Consider the following 24,271-nt stretch of genomic DNA (forward strand, 5'->3'; position numbering starts at 1 on the left):
GTGATCGCATCCTGGGGGAGGACGCGATGCGGTCGCTGTTTTGCCTGCTTGCCGCGCTGCTGCTGTGTGGTCAGCCGGCGCGCGCCTGGGAGTATTGGGGCGGCGACCGCGGCGGACAACGCTTCTCGCCGCTGACGCAGATCACATCAGACAATGTCGGCAAGCTGCTGCGCGGCTGGGAATTCCGCACCGGCGATCTCGATACTCGCCCGCCCGAGGTCATGAAGCGCACCAAGTTCGAGGTGACGCCGCTGTTCGTCGAGGACAGCCTGATCCTCTGCACGCCGTTCAACGAAGTGATCGCGCTCGATCCCGGCACCGGTGCGCAGAAATGGCGTTTCGATCCGAAGATCAGCATGGCGCAACGGCCGGCCAATCGCTTTGTCTGCCGCGGCGTCGCGTACTGGACGGATGATCGCGCGGCGGAAGGCGCCGCCTGCAAGTCACGCATCTTCACCGGCACCAACGACAGGCGCCTGATCGCGCTCGACGCCAGAACCGGCAAGCCTTGCGCCGATTTCGGCAACGGTGGCGAGATCAAGATCGACGTTGGCATGAAGCTGGAATGGCCGGGCGAGTTTCAGATCACGTCGGCGCCGGTGACGGGACGCGGCGTGGTCGTGGTGGGGTCCGCGATCGGCGACAACCGGCGGGTCGACGCGCCGCTCGGCGCGGTGCGCGCCTTCGATGCGCGAACCGGCCAGCCGCGCTGGAGCTTCGATCCGCTCGTGCATAATGGCGTCGAGGCCGGCCACAGCAATGTCTGGGCGCCGATGTCGGTCGACGAGGAGCGCGGCCTGGTGTTCCTGCCGACGACATCGCCCAGTCCGGACTTCTGGGGCGGCAAGCGCGCCGGCAATGACGAGCACGCCAATTCCGTGGTCGCGCTGCGGATCGAGACCGGCGAACTCGCATGGGCATTCCAGACCGTGCATCACGACGTCTGGGACTACGACCTGCCGGCGCAGCCGACGCTGGCGCGGATCGACACCGGCGATGGTCAGCGCGACGTCGTGATCCAGCCGACCAAGCAGGGCTTTGTGTTCGTGCTCGATCGCGACACCGGCAAGCCGGTGTGGCCGGTCGAGGAGCGCGCGGTGCCGCAGAACGGTGCCGAGGGCGAGAGGCTGTCGCCGACGCAGCCGTTCCCGACCCATGTGCCGCCGCTGCTGACGCAGCGGATGACGGCCGACGATGTCGACGGCCTGCTGCCGGGCACCGGGAGCTCGGCTTGCGAGACGCTGCTCGCGCAATCCCGTAATGAGGGCCTTTACACGCCGCCGTCGACGCAAGGCACCGTGATCTATCCGATGACAGGCGGCGGGGTGAACTGGGGCGGCGCGGCGTTCGATCCGGTCAATCAGCTCCTCTACGCCAATGTCAGTCATGCGGCGCACATCGTCACACTGATTCCGCGCGACCAGGCCAAGGGCTTCAATCCGCCGCCGGGTCATGAATTCGGCCAGCAGGAAGGGGCGCCGTTCGCGATGTCGCGGGCGCTGGCGAAGTCGGCGGTCGGGTCGCCCTGCAACAAGCCGCCATGGGGCGAGACGGTGGCGGTCGATCTCAAGGCCGGCAAGATCCTCTGGCATTCGTCGGTCGGCACCAGCGAGGATCTCGCGCCGCTCGGCATCGCGCTCAATACCGGCACGCCGCTGGTCAACGGCGTCGCGATCACCGCGGGCGGCCTGGTGTTCACCGGCGCGATGGATGCCTATCTGCGCGCGTTCGATGCCAGGTCGGGAAAGCAGCTGTGGCTCGGCCGGCTTCCGGTGCCGGGCGTCGCCAATCCGATGACCTATCTCTGGAAGGGCGAGCAGTACGTCGTGATCGGCGCCGGCGGCCATTCCGAAGCCGGCACCTCAATCGGCGATAGCGTGGTGGCGTTTCGCCTGCCGCGCCAGGGCGAGGATGCTTCGCTGTGGACCCGCCTGATCGATCGTCCCGGCGGGCGGTTCACCGCCAAGGCTGTGGCCGGCGGTCTTGTGCTCGTCGCCATCGTCGCGCTGTTGTGGCGCTGGCGGCGGAGCCGTCGCTCGCGATCCGCTTAGGTGCGGCCTGCCGCAGGCGCGCCGCCAAAATATCGAAAACAACCCCATGCAAAGGAGCCAGCGGCTGCCGGCGTTCGAAACGCAACTTGACACGTCGGGCAAATCAAGGCTATATTTCCACTATTCCGAAATTGTGCAAGCATCGCCTCGCTCCGCTAAAGCGCGATGAATTCAGGTTCTTCGCCGCCTCTGACTGGTCCGGTATTGGGTGCAGTCCGGACTTCTCATCAACGATCCTCGACCGCCGCATTTGACCCATCTCCGACATCATCCCTCCGGCACCCCGGCTACGCGCATGCCCTCGCAAAGGCGCTCTTGTCCCGCGAGATAAATAGGATTGTCGCTTATCTTGGCGGCGCGCAAGCGGCGGATCGTAAAGCCTGGGTTGAGCGCAAATCCCGCTTTCGCAGCAGTTCGCGCCTCATCCAGCGCGCCGAGCAAGCCCAAGGCAGCGGCGAGCGAAAAATGGGCAAGAGGATGAGTGCGGTTGGCCTCAATGCTTCGTCGCAGCCAACTGACCGCTTCGGCATCCGCACCGAGCTGTAGCTTTGCAGTGCCCACAAAACGCATCAACCGGTTGGCAACGAGATCGCGAGGGGACAGACGGAGAGCCTCGAGTACATGGCCTTCAGTCTCGGTAGGACAACCCATATAGAGTTTGGCTAAACCGATAACGCCATGAGCATAAGCCAAATTGCGATCAAGTGCTAATGCCTGCTCGCATTCGGTAATCCCTTGCGCGGCGCGGTTTGTGTTAATGTAGACGAGTGCGAGTATCAGACGGGCCGCGGCAATGTTGGGAGCTAGTGAAAGTGCTTTGATCGCGTTCGCTTCGGCTGCCGAAAGAAGCGCGGCTCGCTCGTCCGTTAGCAGGTCGGCTCCCACTGTCAGATCGACGTTTGCCATGCCGATCAACGCCCAAATCGCTCCGGCCCCTCGGGGATCGATCACCAAAGCACGCTCAAAAAAGCCGCGCGCCCGGGTCGCGTGTTCAAGGGTCGGCCCGTTGTAGAAGCAGGCAGTACCCTGAAAGAACAGGTCTATTGCGTCGGGGTGCAGCAACCGCTCCGCCTTTCGTGCCTCGACTACAAAGAGCTGGACACCTAACGAGTTGGCGAGCCTTGATACGATTTCGTCCTGCATATCGAAAAGATCGGCGACAGGTTTTTCGAAGCGCTCGGCCCAAAGATGTTTGCGGCTTTCTGCATCGGTGAGCTGCACGTTCACTCGAAGCCGCTTGCCGCTGAGCTGCATGGAACCTCCAAGCACGTACCGGACGTTCAACTCGCGGCCGACTTGCCGTACGTCGATTGCTTTGCCCTTGTACGAGAACGCGCTGTTCCGGGCGATTACGAACAAGCCACTGATGCGCGACAAGTCTGTCGTTAAGTTCTCGGTTACACCGTCGACGAAATAGTCCTGTTCAGGATCGCCGCTGAGGTTGGCGAATGGCAGCACAACGATGGAAAGACGAGGCGGTGAAAGCGCGCTCGATTCCGTGCGGTGAGATCGTGTCGTTGGGCCGGATTCATCCCACGTCACGGCATAGGTCCGGACCGGGCGGGTGATGTTTTTGAAGTTTTGATCGCCCAAATCGACGAACTCAACGCCGACCTTGCCTCGCACTTGATCGTAGGCAGAAGACGAGATGCAGATGCCGCCCGGCTCTGCGAAACCTTCAAGCCGCGCCGCGATGTTAACGCCGTCCCCGAATATGTCATGGGCCTCGACGATTACGTCGCCGATGTTGACTCCCACGCGGAAGGCAACGCGCCTTTCTTTCTTCTCTTGGATTGTTAGTTCCTTGATGTGGGTCTGAAACTGTATGGCGGCTCGGACAGCCTCAACTGAGCTTGTAAACTCCGCCAAGAACCCATCGCCAGTGTTCTTCACGATACGTCCGCCGTGTTCAGCGATTGCTGGCACAACAGCGTCCGCCAGGAGCGCTGTCAATTTGGCGTGTGTCGTCTCCTCGTCATCGTGCATGAGCCGCGAATAGCCAGCCACATCGGCGGCTAATATCGCCGACAACCTCCGCTCGACAGGGAATGGCCGCTCCTGCACCATGGCTCTCAACCCAACCGACGAGATATTGTACGACGGATCGGGAGATCGGGCTACACTGCTAATATCGCCTGATGGCCTCGAGCGGACATTCACCGCAGCATCGCCGATGTCGGCTTTTGAGAGCGACACCGACCTCGCTATCCCCGCTCGCATACACTGGATTCTCGACTACACGCCCTGTTCTCATCACGCTTTAGCGCGGCGCCGTCACAAATCAGAAACACGAATTCTCAATCCGTGCACTGAAGCGACGTGCAGGCAAACTTGCGCGATGCCGTGCTTGCGTTCGATGTAACGCATCGCTTACGGGTCGCGGGCGGACACGCTGGCTTTCCCAGCGACCGGTTCATTCCAGATCATTGCCCATGGAGATTGCGATGAAGATCACTGCCTCGATCATGCTTGCCGCCGCGCTCGCGCTGTCGTCGGCACCGGCCAGCGCGGCCGTGCTCGATCTCTCGACCATGACCTGCAAGCAGTTCGTCGACGGCGGCGACGACACCATCAAGATGGTGCTGGTGTGGATGGACGGCTGGTACAAGGGCGATTCCGACGAAGCGATCATCGACACCGACGTGTTCACCGAGAACGCCAAGAAGTTCGGCACCTATTGCGGAAAGAACCCGACGATCAGCATCGTTAATGCGGCGGAGGCCGTGCTCGGCAAGTAAATCTTGCAGCGTGATTAGCCTGAACCCTCATGGTGAGGAGCGCGGAACGCGCGTCTCGACGGAATTGGTTTACTCAGCTTGCTCAGTGTCATCACCCGCGCATGCGGGTGATCCAGTATTCCAGAGACGGTCGTGCTTGAGCCGATAGGCCGCGGCGTACTGGGTCGCCCGGTCGAGCCGGGCGACGACAACAGTAGATGCGGACAAAGCCTCACATCTCTTAGGATGACGGTGAGGCAGCGTAGTTCATTCCACGCGCGTCGCCTCAGCGTCCTATCCCGGCAGCATCGCGAACGCGCTCGACACCATCGCCACCGGCTTGTTGTCGGTGGCGGAAGATAGCGTGACGCGACCGAAGCTCATGGTGCGGCCGAGCCGGACCACGCGAGCGTCGGCCAGCACGTCGGACGCCGTCACCGCGCGCATGAAATGCGTGGTCTGGTCGACCGTCGTCATCGGCCGGTAGCCCTTGTTGGCCGCGAGGTTGGCGAGCACCATCGCGGTGTCGGCGAACGCCATCAGCGCCTGGCCGCAGACGATGCCGCCATTGCGGCACAACCGCTCGGAAAACGGCATGCGCAGGATGGCGCCGGGCTGCCAGTCGGCATCGCCGGCAGGCGGCGTGATGTCGAACTGCTCGATCGACAGATTGAGGTCCTGCACCCATGGCGCAAAGACGTCGCCGAGCACGCGTTTCGCGTCGTCGATCCCGAATTCCCCGGCTTGCTGCTGCATGACGTCCCGTTCCCTCTGTTGATGCTATCTATCTTGTTCTAGTTGCGCGTGACATGCACGGCCGGCGTGTTGCCCGCATTCCACTTGCCGTCGATCGCCCGTTCGATCTGGGCGGCGAGCTGCAGCAACAGCCCGTCACTCGCTTGCTTTCCGATCGCCTGAATGCCGAGCGGCAGGCCGTGCTCGTTGGTCGCGAGCGGCAGCGAGATCGCGGGGATGCCGCAGAGATTGGCGAGCGGCGTGAAGGCGAAGTTGCGCCAGAGATTGCCGAACCAGTCCAGCACCGACGGATTGTCGCTGATGGTGAGATATTCCGTGGTGCCGACCTTCGGCGTCGGCAGTGCCGTGATCGGCGTCAGGATGATGTCCCAGTCCTCGAAGAAGGCGCCGAAGCCGCGCGAGGTGGTGTTGAAGACGGCCTGCATGCGTGCGCGATCGGCGAAGCTGAAGTCGCGGCCATGCTCCCAGATGCGGATGTTGATCGGCTCGATCAGCTCCGCCGGCGGCCGCTCGAGGCCGCGCGCGGCGAGCATGTTGCCGATCACGACGGCGAAATTGCTGATGTAGCAGGTGGTCTGCGCCGCGAAGGCTTCCCGATAGTCGATCGCCGGCAGTGCGTAATCGACCTGATGGCCGAGGCCTTCGAGGAAACGTCCGACCCGCTCGAGCTCGGCTGTGATGTGCGGCGTCGCGCGATAGTCGCCCCATGTGTGCGACAGCGCGATTCTGAGCCGGCCGGGATCACGCGCGATCATCGCGGCATATGGCTCGGGCGAGGTCCAGAACGGCATGAACTCGCCGGGCGCAGGTCCCCGGCAGGCATCGACGAAGCCAGCGGTGTCGCGCACCGTGCGCGACTGGCAGCCCTGGATCGAGACCAGCCCGGTGAGATCGGACAGATGCGGCGCGAGCGAGAACACGCCGCGCGAGACTTTCAGGCCGATATTGCCGTTGACCCCGGCGGGAATGCGGATCGAGCCGCCGCCGTCGGTCGCATGCGCGATCGGCACCGCACCGGCGGCGACCATCGCCGCGCTGCCTGCCGACGAGCCGCAGGTGGTGTAGTCGGTGTTCCAGGGATTGCGCGTGACATAGACCGCGGGATTTTCCGCCGAGCTGCAGACCCCGAACTCCGGCGTCGTGGTGCGGCCGATCAGATTGAGGCCGGCCTTGCGCATCTTCGCCGTCAGGAAGGTATCCGCCGCGGCGCGATTGCCGCGCATCATCAGCGAGCCCATCTCCTGCAGCCGTCCCTTCAAGGTCGGGCCGAGGTCCTTCATCAGGAAGGGCAGGCCGGCGAACGGGCCGTCGAGGTCGGCGCCGTCGCGCGCCGGATCGGCGATCACATCGTCGAACAGCTCGACGACGCCGCAGAGCGCGGGATCGACCTTGGCGACGGCGCTGGCTGCCTGCGACGCCAGCTCACGGGGCGTCAGCTCGCCGTTCCGGACGCGCTCCGCGAGCGCCGTCCCGTCGTGCTGCGTCCACTCGTCCCAGCTCATCGCCAAAGTCATTTGATCGATTCCTTTTCTGCTTTGTTGCGCAGTGTAATTTGCGCGGCCGCCCGGTCAAACCAGTGCGCGCCGGCAGCCCGTCCGACGCGCGCTTGCGCTCCGACGCGCACTGCGCTGCGCTGCAAGCGCCGTGCCCGGCTTGAAAATGCCCCAGTTTCGGCGCCCAGTCGCCTGCTCGCGAGTGGTGGGGGCGTACATGTTCCGCAGGTTGGTGGTGCTCGGCGGCGTGGTTGCGATCGGACTTGCGCTCAGCGGTTGCACGCGCTGCGGTCCGATTTGGGACGACTGGATGCAGTCGCCGAAATCCTGCAAGTCAGACCATCTCTAGGGGCATGATCCGGAAAAGTGGAAACCGGTTTTCCGAAAAAGATCATGCTCAAACAAAGAGATGAGATCATGATGCGATTCCGTGGAAACGCATCATGATCCAGGGCCGGGGCGGGCGCGCTTGGCGGCGGCTTTCTTGCGGTGATATACCGCCGACGAAAACGCAGGGAGTGTTCTTATGAGAGTTTTGAGCGCAGTTGCGGTTGCGGTGCTGCTGTCGGCGCCGGCCTATGCGCAGATGCCGAACGTCAACCTGATGCCTGAGGTCAAGACCAGGACCCAGGAGGAGAAGGAGCAGGACGCGGTCAGGGACAAGGCCTACAAGGACTCGCTCAGCAAGATTCCCGATGCCAAGGGATCGTCCGATCCCTGGGGCGTCGTGCGCAGCGATCCGCCGAAAGCGGCCGCCCATCCCGCCAAGCCGAAGACCAAGACCGGAAGCTCGGCGCAGCCGGGAAGCGCCGCGCCGCGCAGCCAGTAACGCCCATTCGGGGCGACGTCGTCCGTCTCCCGCAGACTCGGATTCTCCCGCCGCCGCCCCTATATTGGGGTGTCGTCAGTTGGTCCGGAGTTGCGGAATGGTGTCTCGTCCGCGCGATCTCGCCAGCCGGATGGCCGAGCGGCGAAAGCCGGACGACGGCTATCTGCGCGAGACCTTCAGCCTGCCACGCGATCAGGCCCGCGTGAGGGCGCGTGACTTTCTCAAGCGCTACCCGAAGGCGGCCTATATGAGCGCCGTCGAGAGCTGGCGCGAGCTTCCCGGCGGCGACATCGAGTTCACGATGCGGCGGCTGGCCAGCGCGGATTGAAGCGTTTTCGAGCGAAGCGGGCGCCGGTTCGTGTGTTCTAATTTTAATTAGAACCGAAGCTCTGCAGGCCAGCGCGTCAGGGCACCGGGGCGTGCACGATAGACTGTGCCTCAGTCCCCATTGCTGCCGCGGGTCCGTTTCCGCCCCAGATTGTTCAGCTCGCGATCAATCCGCAGTTGCACGCGGCGGATTGCCAGAAGATCGAGCTTTGCTTCGGTCTTGCCCGTGAAGACGCGATCGCCGATCTGGAAGCGCCATTTCCAGACGCCGGCCATCAGCTGAGTGACGCTGAACTCGATGCCCCTGTGGATCATCTGTAACGGTTCCGCGAATGAAGGGCGGTCGTCGATATTTAAACCATTAGTTGTAGTAATGATCAGCACCCGTGAAAAGATCGTGTGAAAGGCCGCGCCCGTTCGAGCCGTTGTTGTGGATTCCGGAAAGGATTCGTCCGCCGGCAGCGTCGCCACGGAACGGTCGCCAGCAATGTTGGCTGCCCAGCGCCGCGCAATTCGCGTTGGTTGGGCAGGCCAATGTTACGAACACTGGCGGAACCTGAGTCTTCCGTCGAACGCTACGGAGTTTTTCCAGGGCTCAGGAGGGGTACGAAGGTAGTATGCAGATTGTGCCAGCCGTTATCGGACGCCGTCGAGCCTGTCAGGTTAACTTGTTGATTATCAGGGAAACTTCGGGCGCGAAGCATGTCGCATGGCCCGGAACTTTGTTCTTGGCCGGAGAACTACGGAATTTTAAACGGCCCCGACAGGGGGCCGCCAACCCGTCCCGGAGGCGGGTTTTCCTCCAGCAGTCGGGGGGCTACCTGTCTGGCTGGGGGCCCTGAAATAAGGGCACTGCCGGGTCGATTGTTCCAGTAAACATTCCGCGAGAACAGATCGCGACCCGCAGGAAATTATAGGGCCAGAACATCTGAGGGCCTTCTCAGTAGTCCTACCGAGAACATCGGCTAACCCTTGGTTACGACGGGGTTAAACCCAAACCGGGCCACTCGAAAAATCAAACTGTGAATGGAAACAGGCCGGCACCGGTCCGTTGGTGCTGGCCTAGTTAGGACGCTCGCTTGGGGAAATCAGGACACTCATTCACTTATGCAAATGCCCTTCCGCGCCATGGAGGTTCTAGCTTGAGGTGGGGGTGTCCAGAATCTTTCCCTACCCCACGGGCGCTCCTCGGCCTCAGCCTCCCTGTCGGGGTGCTGGGGCTGTTTGTTTATGTAGAATCCAGTTCAGCTGGGGCCGCAACACTCGGAGCGGTCCCTGCCCAGTAGCGGCGCGGTGAGGCGGCCTCAGCGTTCGTTCCAACGCGCTGGGGCCGTTTCTTCAGGACGCCTGATGCCGGCGAACTTCTCCGACCGCCATGTTGAGAATTGGGATGTGATCGGCGGCCACCTGTCGCTGAATGAGGCTAACAGCCCATCCCTCCGGGATTGCATCCAGCACTCGGTCAACGGCTTCTTCGCGCGAGGTCGCGGCGAGCCAGATTTGGACCTCGCCGTCATCGGTCGTCACGCGGACTAGATGAACCTCGGTCGCCTGTTGCATGAGCAATAAAAGCGGCATCGTGGGAATCGTTTCAAAAATCTTCGCTTAAGTTAAGGCTGGAACCGCAATTAGGGCGCTGACGCTGACATGCCTACTTTAATGCGGACACGAAGGCCGTGGCGCAAGCTCCCTGTATGTTCAGGCTCAGTCACCACGACGGCGTCGAGTACAGCTTCAGGGCGTTGGCGGCGATATCGTTCGTAGCGCTCATCGTAGGCATAGGCGCCCTGTTGATCGGGTGAGCCTGTCATCTCATGGATGATCCAACCGCCTTGGCCTCAGCGTGTACCCCCTCGCTGGGGCCATTCTTTGGACTAAGAAAAAAGCCCGGCTCGCGCCGGGCTTCATAGTTTAAGCTGACCTGCGAGATAGCGCCGCTTCTCGACTGCCGCGATGTCGAAAGCCTTTCAGCACCTCATTCACGCGACCGGGATTCACGTCATATGTTGTCGCAGCGATTCGACGGGAAGGGCCTGTAATGAAAGAGGCCGCCAAGGTGGGGCGGCCTCTTTTCTCACATGAGTATTGCAATCGCAGCGATAGCAATGGGGCACAGCCCCAGCACCACAATGCTCGCTCTAAAAAGTAGGTCACTGGTCATGACACAACCTCTGCGTGAGGTTGGAATCTAACTCGGGATGACCACCAAAACAAAGTGCAGTTTGTGCCACGCTAGGAAATTAATCGTGCGCTAGATGAGAATAGGCCGTCAACTGAGGTGGCCCTTTACTCTCCCAGCTCTCTGCGGATTCGGTCGCGGTGCTGAACGTGCAAAACCTGGCATGAGTAGAAGTTATCCAGAAGCTTCTTCGCTTCCGCTAGATCATGCCCGTGATTGGCAAGGTGCTCGATCAGTTCCTCTTGCTCGGCGATGTGTCGCTCGCCTTGGGCAATATGCTGCTCGGCTTGCTCCAAATGGCGAAGCTGCATCTCGCGGTGCGCTATTGTGGAATGGTTCGGCATGGCCGCGCTCCCTTCCTATGCAGGCGGGAGCGCTGTTGGTCTCTCAGCCACCGACGCCTACGGGCAAAGCCTTGGCCGGTGATGGTGATATCGTATCACGTTCCGTTGCCCCCGGTTCGTTCTCTCAAGATTAAATTCCCTGATCTCGGTCAAAGGCGGGACGGGGATAGAGCATCCGATGGGGTGCCTCGGTAGTCCTACTGAGAACACCGGCCAAGCTACGGTTTCCGTTCGCTTAATCCGAACTAGGACACTCCAAAAATCAAATTAGGGTACGGGGGCTTAAAGACGGACAGCACTTGGTCTGCTGGTGCTGTCCTAATTAGGACACCCGCTGCCGGGAACTAGGACACCTTCCGATCCGTTACAGAAGTCGATCCCTTATCGCTGGGAGGGATGATTTCAATGCGGCTGTATTCTGATCGGATAGACGGTGTGGAGATTGCTCTCGTCGGTCTCGTGGCGGTCTCGTTCATCTCGCTTCTTGCCAGCATAGTGTGGCTTCTGTTCGCGTGATTAACCCTCCGCTCGCTGGGGCCGTTTCTTTGGGGCCCCAAAAAGCCCGGCTCGCGCCGGGCTCTCGGATCATGCGGCTACTGCATGAATCTCTTGCAATAGCTTACGACCGTATCGGGACTGCTCTAGCCGGCCACCTGTTTCTGAGACGGCGCGGTTGACCTGCCTTACCATCTTCGCGCGGATTACGCTTTCTAACGTCAGCGATCCGCGCTTGTACATCCATCGAGCCACATGGAACCAGTCCCATAGCGGGCTCTCACTTGTGATGCGCGAAACAGGGGCAGGGAAGTCCTGACCGCGCTCGCCCTTCGCAAATAGAGAGATGGCGGCCCGCGACATGTTGGTCCTGTCACCGTTGCGGCATGGTGAACCATGTCTATTATCCACTTGCTCAGAGCAGCGGGAAAATCTTCGAACTTCTCAAGGCGCATAAGACGCGCGGAGGAGATCGAGCGAAGAAGCTATTTCAGTTTTTGAATATCATCGGAGCGCGCGCGCTGGGCAGGCACCTTAGGGCGAGTGCTGGAAATGGCAGAGTCCTCCGAGGATAAACAGGAATACGAAAACAAAATCGCCAAACGATTTGGTTTCGAACATCAGCTTGAGTTGCCAATCCCGTTGCCGCCTGATGCACCGAAAGAGGCCGCCAACTGAGGCGGCCTCCGTTTTTCACATCAATAGGACGATAGCCACTATTGCGATGGGGCTCAGCCCGAGCGCCACGATGAGCGCATTGAAAGGTAGGTCACTGCCCATGACACAACCCCTGCGGTTGGGGTTGAAATCCTATTCCTGAATGCCGGATAGCCGCTAGTGCAATTTGTGCCACGGCAACGCGCCATGGGGTGGTAAAATGCCTGGTTCTCGGAGCATACTAGCCTTTATGAGACAGTGGCTAAAAACGGCGCTGATGGTTCTCGGCTTATGCGCAGGCTGGATGGTCGTCGGTTTACTGACCGTCGATGACGACGACGAATTCCGCCAAGTCATTGCGATTTACAAACCGCGCTAACAGACGCCGGCTGTTCCGCTCGTTGAGCTAAATCAAGAACAGATAGCGTCCCACGGAAATTGATGGACCCCATCTGCTCCCCTTGAGGGCACGGCCCGAGTTGCGGGTATGCTTGTGCCCCCTCAGATCGACAATCGAGGGATTGATAACTTCAAGACGAAAATGGCCGTGTCGATGCAGGACGACCGAGTCGAAATCATCGCGGTTTTGTTCGATCAGGAAAATATCCAGAAACTCATTGATCGGCTTACCGGGATCAAGACGTTCTATCCCGAGAAGAACGTGTTTGACTGATAAATGAAAGAGGCCGCCAACTGAGGCGGCCTCAGCGCCTCTTGATCTGCGTCAAGTTCCGGGGCGGCATGACAGATTAACAGTCCTCCACGAGCTAGGAGGATCGGCCATGAAATCCGGCATCGCGTTGCTTGCTCTGGTTCTGGCTGCGCTCTCGGCTATGGCTCAGCAGCAAGAGAAGCCGAAGCGGCTTATTGATGAGCATCGCCCCGGCGTGACCTATGAAGATTGCGTCGCGAGGTGCGATGCATGCATGGGCCACAGAAACGAGGCGTGCATCGCTAATTACTGCCGTGGCTATGAGCGCCGAAAGCCCGGTGCAAAGCCGTTGCCGATTGTGTGCCCGAGCTACGGCGGCTAACCAAAAGATGGGGATATTCCATGGGTCGCTGTCTGGTTATCGTTGCTGTGATCGGCTTGTTCACTTCGTCCGCCAACGCCATGACCATGGAGGAGTGCCGGGCGCAGTACAAAGCGGAATACAACCACCCCGCAAAGAAAAAGGGGATAGGTATCGATTGGCATGGCTATCAAACCAAGCGCTGCGGTATTGACCCGAACGCTAGCGTGCCAGCGCCGAAAGACGCTCCAAAGCCTCACTGATTTCAAACTGAGGCGAGGCTCAGTGCAAGCGCTCGCGAAGCTTCTTTATGATTTCGCGAAGGTCTTTGGCATACTCCTCGATGATGCGCCGAGCCTCCTCTAAGCGCGTGGGGCGCTTTGGCTCCTCCTCAGGCTTGACGGGTTCCTTCATGCCCGGAGGGTTGAGCCGGGCCAGGTGCGGCCGATTGAGTTAGATCAAGGGCACCTCTAATCCCGCCATTTGGCCCTCTTTTTCTGCCTCCGCTCGGAACTTCGTTCCCCCACGGAGAACACCCGGTAACTCCTCCGCTGGGGATAGCGAACACTTGGCGGACCATAACCATTGCTATGGTGAGAACATCCACCGCGCGGTTCAGTAGTCTTACCGAGAACATCGACTAACCCTTGGTTGCAACGGGGTTAATGGCAAACTAGGCCACTCCAAAAATCAAAGCAGGCCACTAGGGATGGAAACAGGCCAGCACCGGTCTGCTCGAAAGAACATATTGCGAACATAGAACAAACGTGGTACGTAGGTTCCCATCAACAATGCATTCCGCCTGATCTCATCGCCCGTTTGTCCCGCTAGCGAATCCCCGCAATAAGGAGCACATCCCAAATGTCCGCCACTGCACTGCGTATCGTCGAAGGATCCTCCATGGACAAGTCCAAGGCCCTCTCAGCCGCGCTCTCCCAGATCGAGCGCCAGTTCGGCAAGGGCTCGGTGATGAAGCTCGGCAAGAACGACCGTTCGATGGATGTCGAGACGGTGTCGTCGGGATCACTCGGGCTCGATATCGCGCTCGGCGTCGGCGGTCTGCCGAAGGGACGCGTCGTTGAGATCTACGGGCCGGAATCCTCGGGCAAGACCACGCTGGCGCTGCACACCGTGGCGGAAGGGCAGAAGAAGGGCGGCATCTGCGCCTTCATCGACGCCGAACACGCGCTCGACCCGGTCTATGCACGCAAGCTCGGCGTCAACATCGATGAGCTCTTGATCTCGCAGCCGGACACCGGCGAACAGGCGCTGGAAATCTGCGACACGTTGGTGCGTTCCGGCGCAGTCGACGTGCTGGTGGTCGATTCGGTTGCGGCGCTGGTGCCGAAGGCCGAGCTCGAGGGCGAGATGGGCGATGCGCTGCCGGGCCTGCAGGCCCGCCTGATGAGCCAGGCGCTGCGCAAGCTGACCGCCTCGATCAACAAGTCCCATACCATGGTGATCTTCATCAATCAGATCCGCATGAAGATCGGCGTGATGTACGGCTCGCCGGAGACCACCACCGGCGGCAACGCGCTGAAGTTTTATGCCTCGGTTCGTCTCGACATCCGCCGCATCGGCGCGATCAAGGAGCGCGACGAAGTCGTCGGCAACACCACCCGCGTCAAGGTGGTGAAGAACAAGCTGGCGCCGCCCTTCAAGCAGGTCGAGTTCGACATCATGTATGGCGAGGGCGTTTCCAAGATGGGCGAGATCCTCGACCTCGGCGTCAAGGCCGGCATCGTCGAGAAGTCCGGCGCCTGGTTCTCCTATGACAGCCAGCGGCTCGGCCAGGGTCGCGAGAATTCCAAGGCGTTCCTGAAGTCGAATCCCGACATCACCGCCAAGATCGAAGCCGCGATCCGGCAGAACTCCGGCCTGATCTCCGAGCAGATCCTCGCCGGCACGCCCGAGCGCGACGCCGAGGGCGAGGAGCCGACGGAAGAGTAAGCCTCCAGCATGATCCGGAAAAGTGCGAAGCGGTTTTCCCTCGCGACAAACGCGAAGCGTTTGCGCGGAGATCATGCTCAAGCGATCACATGACTTCGCTGCAAGCGGGCGCTGAGGACGTTGAGTTGCCGACGTCCTCGGCGCCCGTTTGGTTTTGTGTGTCTTTTGTAAAGCAGTTGATCCTCAGCTTGCGGTGCTGATGCCATCCCGCGTAGCCGGAGAGCATCGTGACAAGTCTGATCCTGGCGACAAGTGAACTCGCGAGCTATCGCCTGAGGCAGGCGGGAAGGGCGGACATCGTCGTCGGGTTGAGGCCGCGCTTCGTTTGGGGGAAAATGCCCTCGTCGGATGACCTCACGACCCTGCTGGAACCGCGTTCCGCAAAGCACGTCGATTTCGACACGCACTGGCTCGACTTCGCCAGTTCAAGATGGACCGGCTCGATCGGTCGGGACATTGGGCTTGTCGAGTTGTGCGAGCGTTGCGATAGCGTCGAGCTATGGGCTGATCCCCAGCCGAATGACCAGTTGGTGCTGGCCTGGTTGCTCGACGTGCTCCGCCCGCACCGCCACATCGTAGCAAAGCTCAAGCTGGTCCAGACCGATGTCGAGATCGGCAGGTACCGAGGCGAGAGCTTGGCGAAATGGCGATTGCCTGCACTTGCGGTGACCGATGATCGGCTGGAATTGGCCGGTCGCGCCTGGACTGCCTATCGCGCTCCGACGCCCGAGCCCTGTTTCGACCTTCTCATGCAGGATCTGTCGGCCATCCCGCAGCTCCGCGCGGCACTGATTGCGTTGCTCGAGGAGCTACCCGGGCAAGACACCGGCCTCGGCGCGTCCGAACTGCGGATGCTGGATCTCGTCGCCGACGGCGAGACAAGCCCACAGGTCCTTTCAAGCGAGCTGAACAGGTAACGCGGCGTGTTCGATTTTCAGGAAGCGGAGCTGATCCTGGACCGGCTCGCCTATTGTCCATCACCGGTCCTGACCGGATTCCCCGCGGAGATCGAAGCGCCCGACGATCTGAAGGCCCGAAACAACCGACTCCTGCACAGTCGGCTGTCGCTCACCGATTTCGGCCAGGAAGTGTCGGATCGCGAGCTCGACTTCAGCCAATACAACACGATCCATCGCTGGTGGGGCGGCACCGAACTGACCAATGAGCGGCTGTGGCGCTGGGACGCCGAGAGCCGAGCCTTGGTTGCCCCGTAAGCCTGATCCGCACAACGTGTGTGCGCAATCAGCCTATGCCTATGCCAGCGTCTTCTCCCGGCTTGCGATCAGTGCCCGCAAATCCTCGGCCACCGCGACCGACTGATGGGTCTTCTGATCGGTCGCGACCCAGATGATCTCGCCGGTGGCGCGCAGTTCATCGGAGCCCTTGGCGAAGATCGCGAGCGCAAGATTGATCGAGGAGCGGCCGATCCGCGCGACGCGGACGCAGACCTCGATGTCCTCGTCGAACCGGATCGGCGCCTTGTATTCGACGACCGATTTCACAGTGTGGAAGTCGATGCCAGTCCGCGCCACCTCGCCGAGATAGTCGTAGCCGAGCGCGCGGAAATATTCGGTGATGGCGGTGTCGAAATAGGTGAGGTAGTGGGCGTTGAACACCACCGCCTGTGCGTCGACCTCCGAATAGCGGACGCGAAACGGGAAATGGAACCAGAATTCCTCGCGCATGTTTCCTCCTGCCGCGGGCGGGCCAGTCCGTCATTCCGGGGCGCGACGAAGTCGCGAACCGCAGATGCGCAATGGGCGCATCGGGGAATCCAGAGGTCGTGGATCGAGATTCCCCGGTGCGCAGTTGCGCACCTGAGGTTCTCGCTTCGCGAGCCCCGGAATGACACCCAGTGAATCAGGCGTCAGAGACGCAACGCCACATAGCTGCAGTAGCTCCTTACTCCGCCGCCTGCGCGTAATCCTCGACCGGCGGGCACGAGCACACCAGATTGCGGTCGCCATAGACGTTGTCGACGCGGCCGACCGGGCTCCAGTATTTGTCGGACCGTGACACGCCGGCCGGGAAGCAGCCCTCGGCGCGGGTGTAGGCCCGGTTCCAGACATCGTCGGCGATGTCGTGCACGGTATGCGGCGCGTGGCGCAGGGGCGAGGCCTCGACCTTCCAGCGGCCCTTCTCGATCTCCGCGATTTCGTCGCGGATCGCGATCATGGCGTCGCAGAAGCGGTCGATCTCGAACTTCGATTCCGATTCCGTCGGTTCGATCATCAGCGTGCCCGCCACCGGGAAGCTCATGGTCGGCGCGTGGAAGCCGTAGTCGATCAGGCGTTTTGCGATGTCGTCGACGGTGACGCCGCTGGTCGTCTTCAGCGGCCGCGGATCGACGATGCACTCATGCGCAACGCGGCCGCGCTCGTTGCGGTACAGCACCGGAAAGTGCGGCTGCAGCCGTGCGGCGATGTAGTTGGCGTTGAGGATCGCGATCTCGGTGGCGCGAGTCAGACCTTCGCCGCCCATCATCAGGATGTAGATGTAGGAGATGGTCAGGATCGACGCCGAGCCAAACGGCGCGGCCGACACCGGGCCGATGGCGTGCGCAGTTGCCCCGTCGGTTGCGGGATGGCCCGGCAGATAGGGCGCAAGATGCGCCTTCACGCCGATCGGGCCCATGCCGGGGCCGCCGCCGCCATGCGGAATGCAGAAGGTCTTGTGCAGGTTGAGATGGCTGACATCGGCGCCGTAATCGCCGGGCCGCGACAGTCCGACCTGCGCGTTCATGTTGGCGCCGTCGAGATAGACCTGGCCGCCATGGGCATGCACGATGTCGCAGATCTCGCGGATATGCTCCTCGAACACGCCGTGGGTCGACGGATAGGTGATCATGACCGCGGCAAGGTTGGCGGAGTGCTTCTCCGCCTTGGCGCGAAGATCATTGACGTCGACGTCGCCGCGCGCATCGCACGCGACGACCACGACCTCCATGCCGACCATCGCAGCCGAGGCCGGATTGGTGCCGTGCGCGGAGGAGGGGATCAGGCACACCTTGCGGTGCGGCTCGCCGCGCGCGAGGTGATAGCCGCGGATCGCCAGCAGCCCGGCATATTCGCCCTGCGCGCCGGAATTCGGCTGCAGCGAGACCGCGTCATAGCCGGTGATGTCGCACAGCCATTGCTCCAGCCGCTTGAACAGCGCGTGATAGCCCTTGGCCTGATCCGCCGGCGCGAACGGATGCAGATTGCCGAACGCCGGCCAGGTCAGCGGGATCATCTCGGTGGTGGCGTTGAGCTTCATCGTGCAAGAGCCGAGCGGGATCATCGCGCGGTCGAGCGCGAGGTCACGATCGCTGAGCTTGCGCATGTAGCGCAGCAGCTCGGTCTCGGAACGATGCGTATTGAACACCGGATGGCTGAGGAAGGCGCTGGTGCGCCGCAGCTCCTTCGGCAGCGCCTCGTGCGCGCCGGCCTCGATCTCGGCATAGCTGAGCTTGCCGCCGAACACGCGCCACACCGCCTCGACCGTCTCCGGCGTCGAGGTCTCGTCGAGCGCGATGCCGAGCGTGGTCGCGCCGATCCGCAGATTGATCCGTTCGGCCTGCGCGCGGGTGACGAGCTCGATCTGCTTGCTACCTGCCTCGACGGTCACGGTATCGAAGAACGCTTCGCTGGTCGGCGCAAAGCCGAGCTTGCGCAGGCCGGCGGCGAGCACGGTGGCGCGACGATGCACGCTGCGTGCGATATGGGTCAGGCCCTCGGGACCGTGATAGACCGCATACATCGAGGCGATCACGGCGAGCAGCACCTGCGCGGTGCAGATGTTCGAGGTCGCCTTCTCGCGGCGGATATGCTGCTCGCGGGTTTGCAGCGCGAGGCGGTAGGCCGGCGCACCGCGCGAATCGACCGAGAGGCCGACGATGCGGCCGGGCAGCGAGCGCTTCAGCGTGTCGCGCACCGCCATGTAGGCGGCGTGCGGTCCGCCATACCCCGTCGGCACGCCGAACCGCTGCGCCGAACCGATCGCGATGTCGGCGCCGAGCTCGCCGGGCGAGGCGAGCAGCGTCAGCGACAGCAGGTCCGCCGCGACGATCGCAAGCGCGCCCTTGGCGCGCAGCGACGCGATCGCAGGCTTAAGGTCGCGTACCGCGCCCGATGTGCCCGGATATTGCAACAGCGCGCCGAGCACATCGGCGTTGTCGAGCTCGGTCAGGGGATCGCCGACCACCAGCGCCCAGCCCAGCGGCGCGGCGCGCGTGCGCATCACCGCCAGCGTCTGCGGATGCACCTCCTTGTCGACGAAGAACACCTTCGCTTTGACCTGCGAGTGGCGCTCGGCGAGCGCCATCGCTTCCGCCGCGGCGGTCGCCTCGTCGAGCAGCGAGGCGTTGGCGACGTCGAGCCCGGTGAGATCGCAGATCATGGTCTGGAAGTTGAACAGCGCCTCGAGCCGGCCCTGGCTGATCTCCGGCTGGTACGGCGTATAGGCGGTGTACCAGGCCGGGTTCTCCAGAATGTTGCGCTGGATCACCGCGGGCAGGATGGTGCCGGAATAGCCCTGGCCGATCAGCGAGGTGAACACCTGGTTCTGCGCGGCGAGCTCGCTCATATGCGCGAGCGCCTCGGTCTCGCTCAGCGCCCGGCCGAGATCGAGCGGCGCCTTCTGCCGGATCGACGCCGGCAGCGTCTCGTTCATCAGCGCCTGCAGGCTCGCGGCGCCGACCGTCTCCAGCATCGCGTTGACGTCGCGGGGCGACGGTCCGATGTGGCGGCGCACGAAATCGGTGGCGGCTTCGTTGATCGGCTTGAAGGGCGCGTTCATGACGTGATCCTCGGGGTGATCCTTTAGGCGGTGTGCGCGGCGTAGGCGGCCTCGTCCATCAGGCCGCCGAGCTCGCCCTTGTCGGCAATCTTCAGCTTGAAGAACCAGGCCTTGCCGCCGGCGTCGGAATTGACCAGCGCGGGCTCGGCGGCGAGCGCGTCGTTGACCTCGACCACCTCGCCGGCGATCGGCGCGTAGACGTCGGAAGCGGCCTTGACGGATTCGACGACAGCGGCGGCCTCGGCCTTCTTCAGGCTGCGGCCGACCTTGGGCAGTTCGACGAACACGACGTCGCCGAGCTGCGACTGCGCATAGTCGGTGATCCCGATCGTGGCGACGTCGCCCTCGATGCGGAGCCATTCGTGGTCGGACGTGTACAGCGTCGTCATGGGGTCGATCCTTTGGCGTTCAGCGTTTGTAGGTATTGGGGACGAAGGGCGTAGCGGCGACTTTCAGCGGCAGCCGCTGGCCGCGCACTTCGGCGAAAACGGTGGTGCCGACGGCGGAAAGGGCCGTGGGCAGGTAGCCCATCGCAACCGGCGCATTGAGGCTCGGGCCGAAGCCGCCCGAGGTCACCTTGCCGATCTGCTCGGTCGAGCCGGCATCGGCGAACAGCGCGGCGCCTTCGCGCACCGGTGCGCGGCCGTCAGGCTTCAGGCCGACCCGTCGGCGCGCAGCGCCATCTGCGAATTGCGCGAGAATTTTGTCGGCGCCGGGGAAGCCGCCGGCGCGGGCGCCGCCGCTGCGGCGAACCTTCTGCACCGACCATTCCAGCGCGCCTTCGACCGGCGTCGTCGTGGTGTCGATGTCATGGCCATAGAGGCACAGCCCGGCTTCGAGCCGCAGGCTGTCGCGCGCGCCGAGCCCGATCGGCAACACGTCGGGATTGTCGAGCAGCGCGGTGACCAGGGCTTCCACCTTGTCTGCGGGCACCGAGATCTCAAAGCCGTCCTCGCCGGTATAGCCGGAGCGCGAGACGAAGCAGTCGACGTCGCCGACGCCGCGCGGACCGGCATCCATGAATTTCATCGAACTGACATCCGCACAAAGATTCGCCAGCGCCGATTCGGCTTTCGGGCCCTGCAGCGCGATCAGCGCGCGGTCGGCCAGCGAGATGATCTCGCAGGCGTCGGAGAGATGCGCGCGGAGATGCGCCTCGTCCTCGGCCTTGCAGGCGGCGTTGACCACCAGGAACAGGTGATCGCCGAAATTCGCCACCATCAGGTCGTCGAGCAGGCCACCGTCATTGTTAGTGAATTGCGCGTAGCGCTGCCGTCCCGGCGCGATACCGACGATGTCCTGCGGCACCAGTTTTTCCAGCGCGAGCGCGGCATCCGCGACCTTGCCAGATTTGGCCCTCAGCACGAGCTGGCCCATGTGCGACACATCGAACAGGCCGGCTTCCTTGCGGGTGTGCAGGTGCTCCTTCAGCACGCCGGCCGCGTATTGCACCGGCATGTCATAGCCGGCGAACGGCACCATCTTGGCGCCGCGCGCAAGGTGCAGCGCGTGCAGCGGGGTCTGTTTCAGCGGGGAGGTTTCGCGCGCAAGCATCACAGGGCCCTCGCGGTTCCCGCCGGGGACCTATTTCCCCTTGAGAAACCTGCAGAAAGCCCCATCTGTCGCTGTGCCTGAGAGTATTATCCCGTCGGCGGACGCATCGGGGCGAACCCCAGCGTCTCTTTCCAGATGTCAGACGTCACGCGGTCCTTTTGCCTGAGAGTTTCCGGGGCGGTTGCTCCTTCGGCGCCGGCGGTAAGGCCGGTCTCTCCCGACGTGACTAGGTATAGGTAGGTAGAAAACACGGCGCCACCAAGACTGTCAACGCAGCTGCAGCAACTATCCAATGGGCTTTGTGCTGCCGCGGCAAGCCCATGATCCGCCTGCACAGTTTCTGGACACCGCAGCTGGCAATGTCTAAAAGCGTTCGGCCGGAAAATGACGCCTTTTTGCGGCTGGCCGGCCCCTTTTTCCGATTGGATGAACATGAGCAGCGTCAACGACATCAGGTCGACATTTCTGAACTTCTTCAAGGAGAACGGGCACGAGATCGTGGCCTCGTCGCCGCTGGTTCCGCGCAACGACCCGACCTTGATGTTCACCAATGCCGGCATGGTGCAGTTCAAGAACGTCTTCACCGGCGTCGAGAAGCGCGGCTACCAGCGCGCCACGACGTCGCAGAAGTGCGTGCGCGCCGGCGGCAAGCATAACGACCTCGACAATGTCGGCTACACCGCGCGCCATCTCACCTTCTTCGAGATGCTCGGCAACTTCTCGTTCGGCGATTACTTCAAGGAGCGCGCGATCGAGCTCGCCTGGAATCTGATCACCAAGGATTTCGGGCTGAAGAAGGACAAGCTGCTGGTCACCGTCTACCACACCGACGACGAGGCGGCCGGCTACTGGAAGAAGATCGCGGGCTTCTCGGACGACCGCATCATCCGCATCCCGACCTCGGACAATTTCTGGGCGATGGGCGACACCGGCCCGTGCGGACCGTGCTCCGAAATCTTCATCGACCGCGGCGAGCACATCTGGGGCGGCCCTCCGGGCAGCCCGGATGAGGATGGCGATCGCTTCCTCGAATTCTGGAATCTGGTGTTCATGCAGTACGAGCAGGTGACGAAGGAGGAGCGCGTAGCGCTGCCGCGTCCCTCGATCGACACCGGCATGGGGCTCGAGCGCATGGCCTGCATCCTGCAGGGCGTCGAGAGCGTGTTCGAGACCGATCTGTTCCGCAATCTGATCGATGCCGCCGCGTCTACCCTCGGGCACGGTCCGAACGAGCAGAACGTTGGGTCGTATCGGGTGATCGCGGACCATCTGCGCTCGTCCGCGTTCCTGATCACCGACGGCGTGCTGCCGTCGAACGAGGGCCGCGGCTACGTGCTGCGCCGGATCATGCGCCGCGCGATGCGCCATGCACAGCTCTTGGGCGCGAGCGAGCCGCTGATGCATCGCCTGGTCTGGGCGCTGGTCCGCGAGATGGGCCAGGCCTATCCGGATCTGGTCCGTGCGGAGAAGCTGATCGAGGAGACGCTGCGGCTGGAGGAGACGCGCTTCCGCAAGACGCTGGCGCGCGGCCTGTCGATCCTCGACGAGAAGAGCGCCGGCCTCAAGAAGGGCGACATGTTCGACGGCGACACCGCGTTCACGCTGTACGACACCTACGGCTTCCCGCTCGATCTGACGCAGGACGCGCTGAAGTCGCGCGGCATCAGCGTCGACCAGGCGTCGTTCACCGACGCGATGGAGCGGCAGCGCGTCAAGGCGCGTGCCTCGTGGGCGGGCTCGGGCGAGGCGGCGAGCGAGGCGATCTGGTTCCCGCTGCGCGAGAAGCTCGGTGCGACCGAATTCCTCGGCTACGAGACCGAGAGCGCGGAAGGCGCGGTGACGGCGCTGATCAAGGACGGCGCCGAGGTCGAGAGCCTGAAGGCCGGCGAGAGCGGCGCGATCGTGCTGAACCAGACCCCGTTCTACGGCGAGTCCGGCGGCCAGGTCGGCGACACCGGCGTGCTGACCGGGGAGGGCGTCAAGTTCCGCGTCACCGACACGCAGAAGAAGGCCGGCGATCTGTTCGTGCATCTCGGCACGGTGGAGCAGGGCACGCTCGGCGTCGGCACCACATTGCAGCTCGAGGTCGATCACACCAGGCGCTCGTCGATCCGCGCCAACCATTCGGCGACGCATCTGCTGCACGAGGCGCTGCGCCAGGTGCTCGGCGATCACATCGCGCAGCGCGGCTCGCTGGTCACGCCGGACCGGCTGCGCTTCGACTTCGTGCATCCGAAGCAGATCACGCCGGAAGAGCTCGCCCGGATCGAGGACATCGCCAACGATGTCGTGCTGGAGAATGACGAGGTCACGACCCGGGTCATGGGCGTCGACGATGCCCGCGAGGCCGGCGCCCGCGCGCTGTTCGGCGAGAAATACGGCGACGAGGTTCGCGTCGTGTCGATGGGCAAGGGCGCCCGCGATCATGGCCAGAACGCGCTTGGCTGGTCGGTCGAGCTCTGCGGCGGCACCCATGTCCGCCGCACCGGTGACATCGGCATGATTTCCGTGACCAGCGAGGGCGCGGTCGCGTCCGGCGTGCGCCGTATCGAGGCGCTGACCGGGCATCATGCGCGCAAGCACGCCAACGACACCATCGCGCTGGCCAAGACCGCGGCGCTGGAGCTGCGCACCACGATCGACGACGTGCCGGCGCGCATCACAGCTCTGATGGAAGAGCGCAAGAAGCTCGAGCGCGATTTGTCCGACGCCCGCAAGAAGCTCGCGATGGGCGGCGGCGGTGCGTCGAACGGCGCCGCCTCAGCCGTTCGCGAGGTCGGCAATGTCAAGCTGCTGGCGCGCGCGGTCGAGGGCGTCGAGACCAAGGATCTCAAGAGTCTCGTCGACGACGGCAAGAAGCAGATCGGCTCGGGCGTGGTCGCGATCGTTGGCGTCACCGAGGACGGCAAGGCCGGCATCGTGGTCGGCGTCACCGCCGATCTGACCGCGCGGTTCAACGCGGTCGAGCTCGTGCGCAAGGGCTCCGAGGTGCTCGGCGGCAAGGGCGGCGGCGGCCGGCCCGACATGGCGCAGGCCGGCGGGCCCGACGGCGCCAAGGCCGACGCCGCGCTGTCGGCGATCGAACAGGCCATGACTCAACAGGCATCGGCCGGCGCCTGACGGAGAGGTT

23 protein-coding genes and 1 riboswitch are annotated in these 24,271 nt (G+C 62.9%); of the genes, 13 read left to right on the forward strand and 10 right to left on the reverse strand.

What is annotated here, in order from left to right; genetic code table 11:
* Window positions 1-26: 26 nt before the first annotated feature.
* A complete protein-coding gene (locus ACVIYL_RS26720; RefSeq protein ID WP_253607903.1) occupies window positions 27-2,051 on the forward strand; it encodes a pyrroloquinoline quinone-dependent dehydrogenase in 2,025 nt (674 codons plus the stop codon).
* Between the two features lie 267 nt (window positions 2,052-2,318).
* Here ACVIYL_RS26720 and ACVIYL_RS26725 read toward each other — a convergent pair whose 3' ends face one another.
* Complete coding sequence (locus tag ACVIYL_RS26725; RefSeq protein WP_253609960.1) at window positions 2,319-4,118, reverse strand: adenylate/guanylate cyclase domain-containing protein; 1,800 nt, start codon at window positions 4,116-4,118, stop codon at window positions 2,319-2,321.
* Window positions 4,119-4,495: 377 nt separating this feature from the next.
* On the opposite strand from ACVIYL_RS26725, the gene ACVIYL_RS26730 reads away from it, so the two are divergent.
* Window positions 4,496-4,789, forward strand: coding sequence for an HdeA/HdeB family chaperone (locus ACVIYL_RS26730; RefSeq protein ID WP_253607904.1), 294 nt, complete (start codon window positions 4,496-4,498; stop codon window positions 4,787-4,789).
* A gap of 273 nt (window positions 4,790-5,062) precedes the next feature.
* Here the strand turns inward: ACVIYL_RS26730 and ACVIYL_RS26735 are convergent, their stop codons facing one another.
* Both ACVIYL_RS26735 and ACVIYL_RS26740 read right to left on the reverse strand, forming a co-directional pair.
* Window positions 5,063-5,524, reverse strand: coding sequence for a PaaI family thioesterase (locus tag ACVIYL_RS26735; RefSeq protein WP_076828387.1), 462 nt, complete (start codon window positions 5,522-5,524; stop codon window positions 5,063-5,065).
* A gap of 38 nt (window positions 5,525-5,562) precedes the next feature.
* Entirely contained in the window at window positions 5,563-7,038 is a 1,476-nt protein-coding gene (locus tag ACVIYL_RS26740; protein WP_253607906.1) for an amidase, read from the reverse strand.
* Between the two features lie 196 nt (window positions 7,039-7,234).
* On the opposite strand from ACVIYL_RS26740, the gene ACVIYL_RS26745 reads away from it, so the two are divergent.
* The 3 genes from ACVIYL_RS26745 (at window position 7,235) to ACVIYL_RS26755 (ending at window position 8,174) form a co-directional block, all read left to right on the forward strand.
* Window positions 7,235-7,366, forward strand: coding sequence for a peptidylprolyl isomerase (locus tag ACVIYL_RS26745; RefSeq protein WP_253607907.1), 132 nt, complete (start codon window positions 7,235-7,237; stop codon window positions 7,364-7,366).
* A gap of 177 nt (window positions 7,367-7,543) precedes the next feature.
* Entirely contained in the window at window positions 7,544-7,846 is a 303-nt protein-coding gene (locus ACVIYL_RS26750) for a hypothetical protein (RefSeq protein ID WP_076828393.1), read from the forward strand.
* Window positions 7,847-7,943: 97 nt separating this feature from the next.
* Window positions 7,944-8,174, forward strand: a complete 231-nt coding sequence (locus ACVIYL_RS26755) for a hypothetical protein (protein WP_016848527.1) — start codon at window positions 7,944-7,946, stop codon at window positions 8,172-8,174.
* Between the two features lie 110 nt (window positions 8,175-8,284).
* On the opposite strand, the gene ACVIYL_RS26760 is transcribed toward ACVIYL_RS26755, so the two are convergent.
* The 3 genes from ACVIYL_RS26760 to ACVIYL_RS26770 form a co-directional block, all read right to left on the reverse strand.
* Window positions 8,285-8,488: a hypothetical protein gene (locus tag ACVIYL_RS26760; protein ID WP_253609962.1), complete on the reverse strand. Its 204-nt coding sequence runs from the start codon at window positions 8,486-8,488 to the stop codon at window positions 8,285-8,287.
* Between the two features lie 1,023 nt (window positions 8,489-9,511).
* Entirely contained in the window at window positions 9,512-9,751 is a 240-nt protein-coding gene (locus ACVIYL_RS26765; protein WP_253607908.1) for a hypothetical protein, read from the reverse strand.
* A 708-nt stretch (window positions 9,752-10,459) separates the two neighbouring features.
* Window positions 10,460-10,696 carry a hypothetical protein gene (locus tag ACVIYL_RS26770; protein ID WP_253607909.1) on the reverse strand — a complete coding sequence of 79 codons (237 nt, stop codon included), beginning with the start codon at window positions 10,694-10,696 and terminating at the stop codon, window positions 10,460-10,462.
* A 1,047-nt stretch (window positions 10,697-11,743) separates the two neighbouring features.
* Between ACVIYL_RS26770 and ACVIYL_RS26775 the strand changes: the two genes are divergently transcribed.
* The 7 genes from ACVIYL_RS26775 (at window position 11,744) to ACVIYL_RS26805 (ending at window position 16,025) form a co-directional block, all read left to right on the forward strand.
* On the forward strand, window positions 11,744-11,869 hold the full coding sequence (locus tag ACVIYL_RS26775; RefSeq protein ID WP_456780249.1) for a hypothetical protein: 126 nt from the start codon (window positions 11,744-11,746) through the stop codon (window positions 11,867-11,869).
* A gap of 466 nt (window positions 11,870-12,335) precedes the next feature.
* Complete coding sequence (locus tag ACVIYL_RS26780; RefSeq protein WP_456780250.1) at window positions 12,336-12,521, forward strand: hypothetical protein; 186 nt, start codon at window positions 12,336-12,338, stop codon at window positions 12,519-12,521.
* A gap of 109 nt (window positions 12,522-12,630) precedes the next feature.
* A complete protein-coding gene (locus tag ACVIYL_RS26785) occupies window positions 12,631-12,882 on the forward strand; it encodes a hypothetical protein (RefSeq protein ID WP_456780251.1) in 252 nt (83 codons plus the stop codon).
* 20 nt (window positions 12,883-12,902) lie between these two features.
* Window positions 12,903-13,124: a hypothetical protein gene (locus ACVIYL_RS26790; protein WP_253623718.1), complete on the forward strand. Its 222-nt coding sequence runs from the start codon at window positions 12,903-12,905 to the stop codon at window positions 13,122-13,124.
* A gap of 598 nt (window positions 13,125-13,722) precedes the next feature.
* Window positions 13,723-14,811 carry a recombinase RecA gene (recA, locus tag ACVIYL_RS26795; RefSeq protein WP_092090369.1) on the forward strand — a complete coding sequence of 363 codons (1,089 nt, stop codon included), beginning with the start codon at window positions 13,723-13,725 and terminating at the stop codon, window positions 14,809-14,811.
* Between the two features lie 227 nt (window positions 14,812-15,038).
* Window positions 15,039-15,728, forward strand: coding sequence for a hypothetical protein (locus ACVIYL_RS26800; protein ID WP_456780252.1), 690 nt, complete (start codon window positions 15,039-15,041; stop codon window positions 15,726-15,728).
* A 6-nt stretch (window positions 15,729-15,734) separates the two neighbouring features.
* Entirely contained in the window at window positions 15,735-16,025 is a 291-nt protein-coding gene (locus ACVIYL_RS26805; protein ID WP_456780253.1) for a hypothetical protein, read from the forward strand.
* A 39-nt stretch (window positions 16,026-16,064) separates the two neighbouring features.
* On the opposite strand, the gene ACVIYL_RS26810 is transcribed toward ACVIYL_RS26805, so the two are convergent.
* The 4 genes from ACVIYL_RS26810 to gcvT form a co-directional block, all read right to left on the reverse strand.
* Window positions 16,065-16,496: an acyl-CoA thioesterase gene (locus ACVIYL_RS26810; RefSeq protein WP_310883390.1), complete on the reverse strand. Its 432-nt coding sequence runs from the start codon at window positions 16,494-16,496 to the stop codon at window positions 16,065-16,067.
* A gap of 217 nt (window positions 16,497-16,713) precedes the next feature.
* The gene (gene gcvP, locus ACVIYL_RS26815; protein ID WP_456780254.1) at window positions 16,714-19,587 is read right to left on the reverse strand and encodes an aminomethyl-transferring glycine dehydrogenase; all 2,874 of its coding nucleotides are present in this window, start codon (window positions 19,585-19,587) and stop codon (window positions 16,714-16,716) included.
* A 23-nt stretch (window positions 19,588-19,610) separates the two neighbouring features.
* Window positions 19,611-19,976 carry a glycine cleavage system protein GcvH gene (gcvH, locus tag ACVIYL_RS26820; protein WP_253607916.1) on the reverse strand — a complete coding sequence of 122 codons (366 nt, stop codon included), beginning with the start codon at window positions 19,974-19,976 and terminating at the stop codon, window positions 19,611-19,613.
* Window positions 19,977-19,995: 19 nt separating this feature from the next.
* Complete coding sequence (gcvT, locus tag ACVIYL_RS26825; protein WP_456780255.1) at window positions 19,996-21,141, reverse strand: glycine cleavage system aminomethyltransferase GcvT; 1,146 nt, start codon at window positions 21,139-21,141, stop codon at window positions 19,996-19,998.
* A 141-nt stretch (window positions 21,142-21,282) separates the two neighbouring features.
* A riboswitch (glycine riboswitch) is annotated at window positions 21,283-21,371 on the reverse strand.
* A 202-nt stretch (window positions 21,372-21,573) separates the two neighbouring features.
* Between gcvT and alaS the strand changes: the two genes are divergently transcribed.
* On the forward strand, window positions 21,574-24,261 hold the full coding sequence (alaS, locus tag ACVIYL_RS26830; RefSeq protein ID WP_438072633.1) for an alanine--tRNA ligase: 2,688 nt from the start codon (window positions 21,574-21,576) through the stop codon (window positions 24,259-24,261).
* Window positions 24,262-24,271: the final 10 nt, after the last annotated feature.

This window comes from Bradyrhizobium sp. USDA 3315 (assembly GCF_054056795.1).

What these genes read in the sequence shown, in the direction of transcription:
- alaS (WP_438072633.1), top strand. Translation starts at nt 21,574, where the DNA reads ATGAGCAGCGTCAACGACATCAGGTCGACATTTCTGAACTTCTTCAAG.
- ACVIYL_RS26750 (WP_076828393.1), top strand. Translation starts at nt 7,544, where the DNA reads ATGAGAGTTTTGAGCGCAGTTGCGGTTGCGGTGCTGCTGTCGGCGCCG.
- ACVIYL_RS26775 (WP_456780249.1), top strand. Translation starts at nt 11,744, where the DNA reads ATGGCAGAGTCCTCCGAGGATAAACAGGAATACGAAAACAAAATCGCC.
- ACVIYL_RS26785 (WP_456780251.1), top strand. Translation starts at nt 12,631, where the DNA reads ATGAAATCCGGCATCGCGTTGCTTGCTCTGGTTCTGGCTGCGCTCTCG.
- ACVIYL_RS26760 (WP_253609962.1), bottom strand. Translation starts at nt 8,488, where the DNA reads ATGATCCACAGGGGCATCGAGTTCAGCGTCACTCAGCTGATGGCCGGC.
- ACVIYL_RS26740 (WP_253607906.1), bottom strand. Translation starts at nt 7,038, where the DNA reads ATGACTTTGGCGATGAGCTGGGACGAGTGGACGCAGCACGACGGGACG.
- ACVIYL_RS26790 (WP_253623718.1), top strand. Translation starts at nt 12,903, where the DNA reads ATGGGTCGCTGTCTGGTTATCGTTGCTGTGATCGGCTTGTTCACTTCG.
- ACVIYL_RS26770 (WP_253607909.1), bottom strand. Translation starts at nt 10,696, where the DNA reads ATGCCGAACCATTCCACAATAGCGCACCGCGAGATGCAGCTTCGCCAT.
- ACVIYL_RS26765 (WP_253607908.1), bottom strand. Translation starts at nt 9,751, where the DNA reads ATGCCGCTTTTATTGCTCATGCAACAGGCGACCGAGGTTCATCTAGTC.
- ACVIYL_RS26725 (WP_253609960.1), bottom strand. Translation starts at nt 4,118, where the DNA reads ATGGTGCAGGAGCGGCCATTCCCTGTCGAGCGGAGGTTGTCGGCGATA.
- ACVIYL_RS26720 (WP_253607903.1), top strand. Translation starts at nt 27, where the DNA reads ATGCGGTCGCTGTTTTGCCTGCTTGCCGCGCTGCTGCTGTGTGGTCAG.
- ACVIYL_RS26730 (WP_253607904.1), top strand. Translation starts at nt 4,496, where the DNA reads ATGAAGATCACTGCCTCGATCATGCTTGCCGCCGCGCTCGCGCTGTCG.
- ACVIYL_RS26780 (WP_456780250.1), top strand. Translation starts at nt 12,336, where the DNA reads ATGCTTGTGCCCCCTCAGATCGACAATCGAGGGATTGATAACTTCAAG.
- ACVIYL_RS26735 (WP_076828387.1), bottom strand. Translation starts at nt 5,524, where the DNA reads ATGCAGCAGCAAGCCGGGGAATTCGGGATCGACGACGCGAAACGCGTG.
- ACVIYL_RS26755 (WP_016848527.1), top strand. Translation starts at nt 7,944, where the DNA reads ATGGTGTCTCGTCCGCGCGATCTCGCCAGCCGGATGGCCGAGCGGCGA.
- gcvT (WP_456780255.1), bottom strand. Translation starts at nt 21,141, where the DNA reads ATGCTTGCGCGCGAAACCTCCCCGCTGAAACAGACCCCGCTGCACGCG.
- gcvP (WP_456780254.1), bottom strand. Translation starts at nt 19,587, where the DNA reads ATGAACGCGCCCTTCAAGCCGATCAACGAAGCCGCCACCGATTTCGTG.
- gcvH (WP_253607916.1), bottom strand. Translation starts at nt 19,976, where the DNA reads ATGACGACGCTGTACACGTCCGACCACGAATGGCTCCGCATCGAGGGC.
- ACVIYL_RS26745 (WP_253607907.1), top strand. Translation starts at nt 7,235, where the DNA reads ATGTTCCGCAGGTTGGTGGTGCTCGGCGGCGTGGTTGCGATCGGACTT.
- recA (WP_092090369.1), top strand. Translation starts at nt 13,723, where the DNA reads ATGTCCGCCACTGCACTGCGTATCGTCGAAGGATCCTCCATGGACAAG.
- ACVIYL_RS26810 (WP_310883390.1), bottom strand. Translation starts at nt 16,496, where the DNA reads ATGCGCGAGGAATTCTGGTTCCATTTCCCGTTTCGCGTCCGCTATTCG.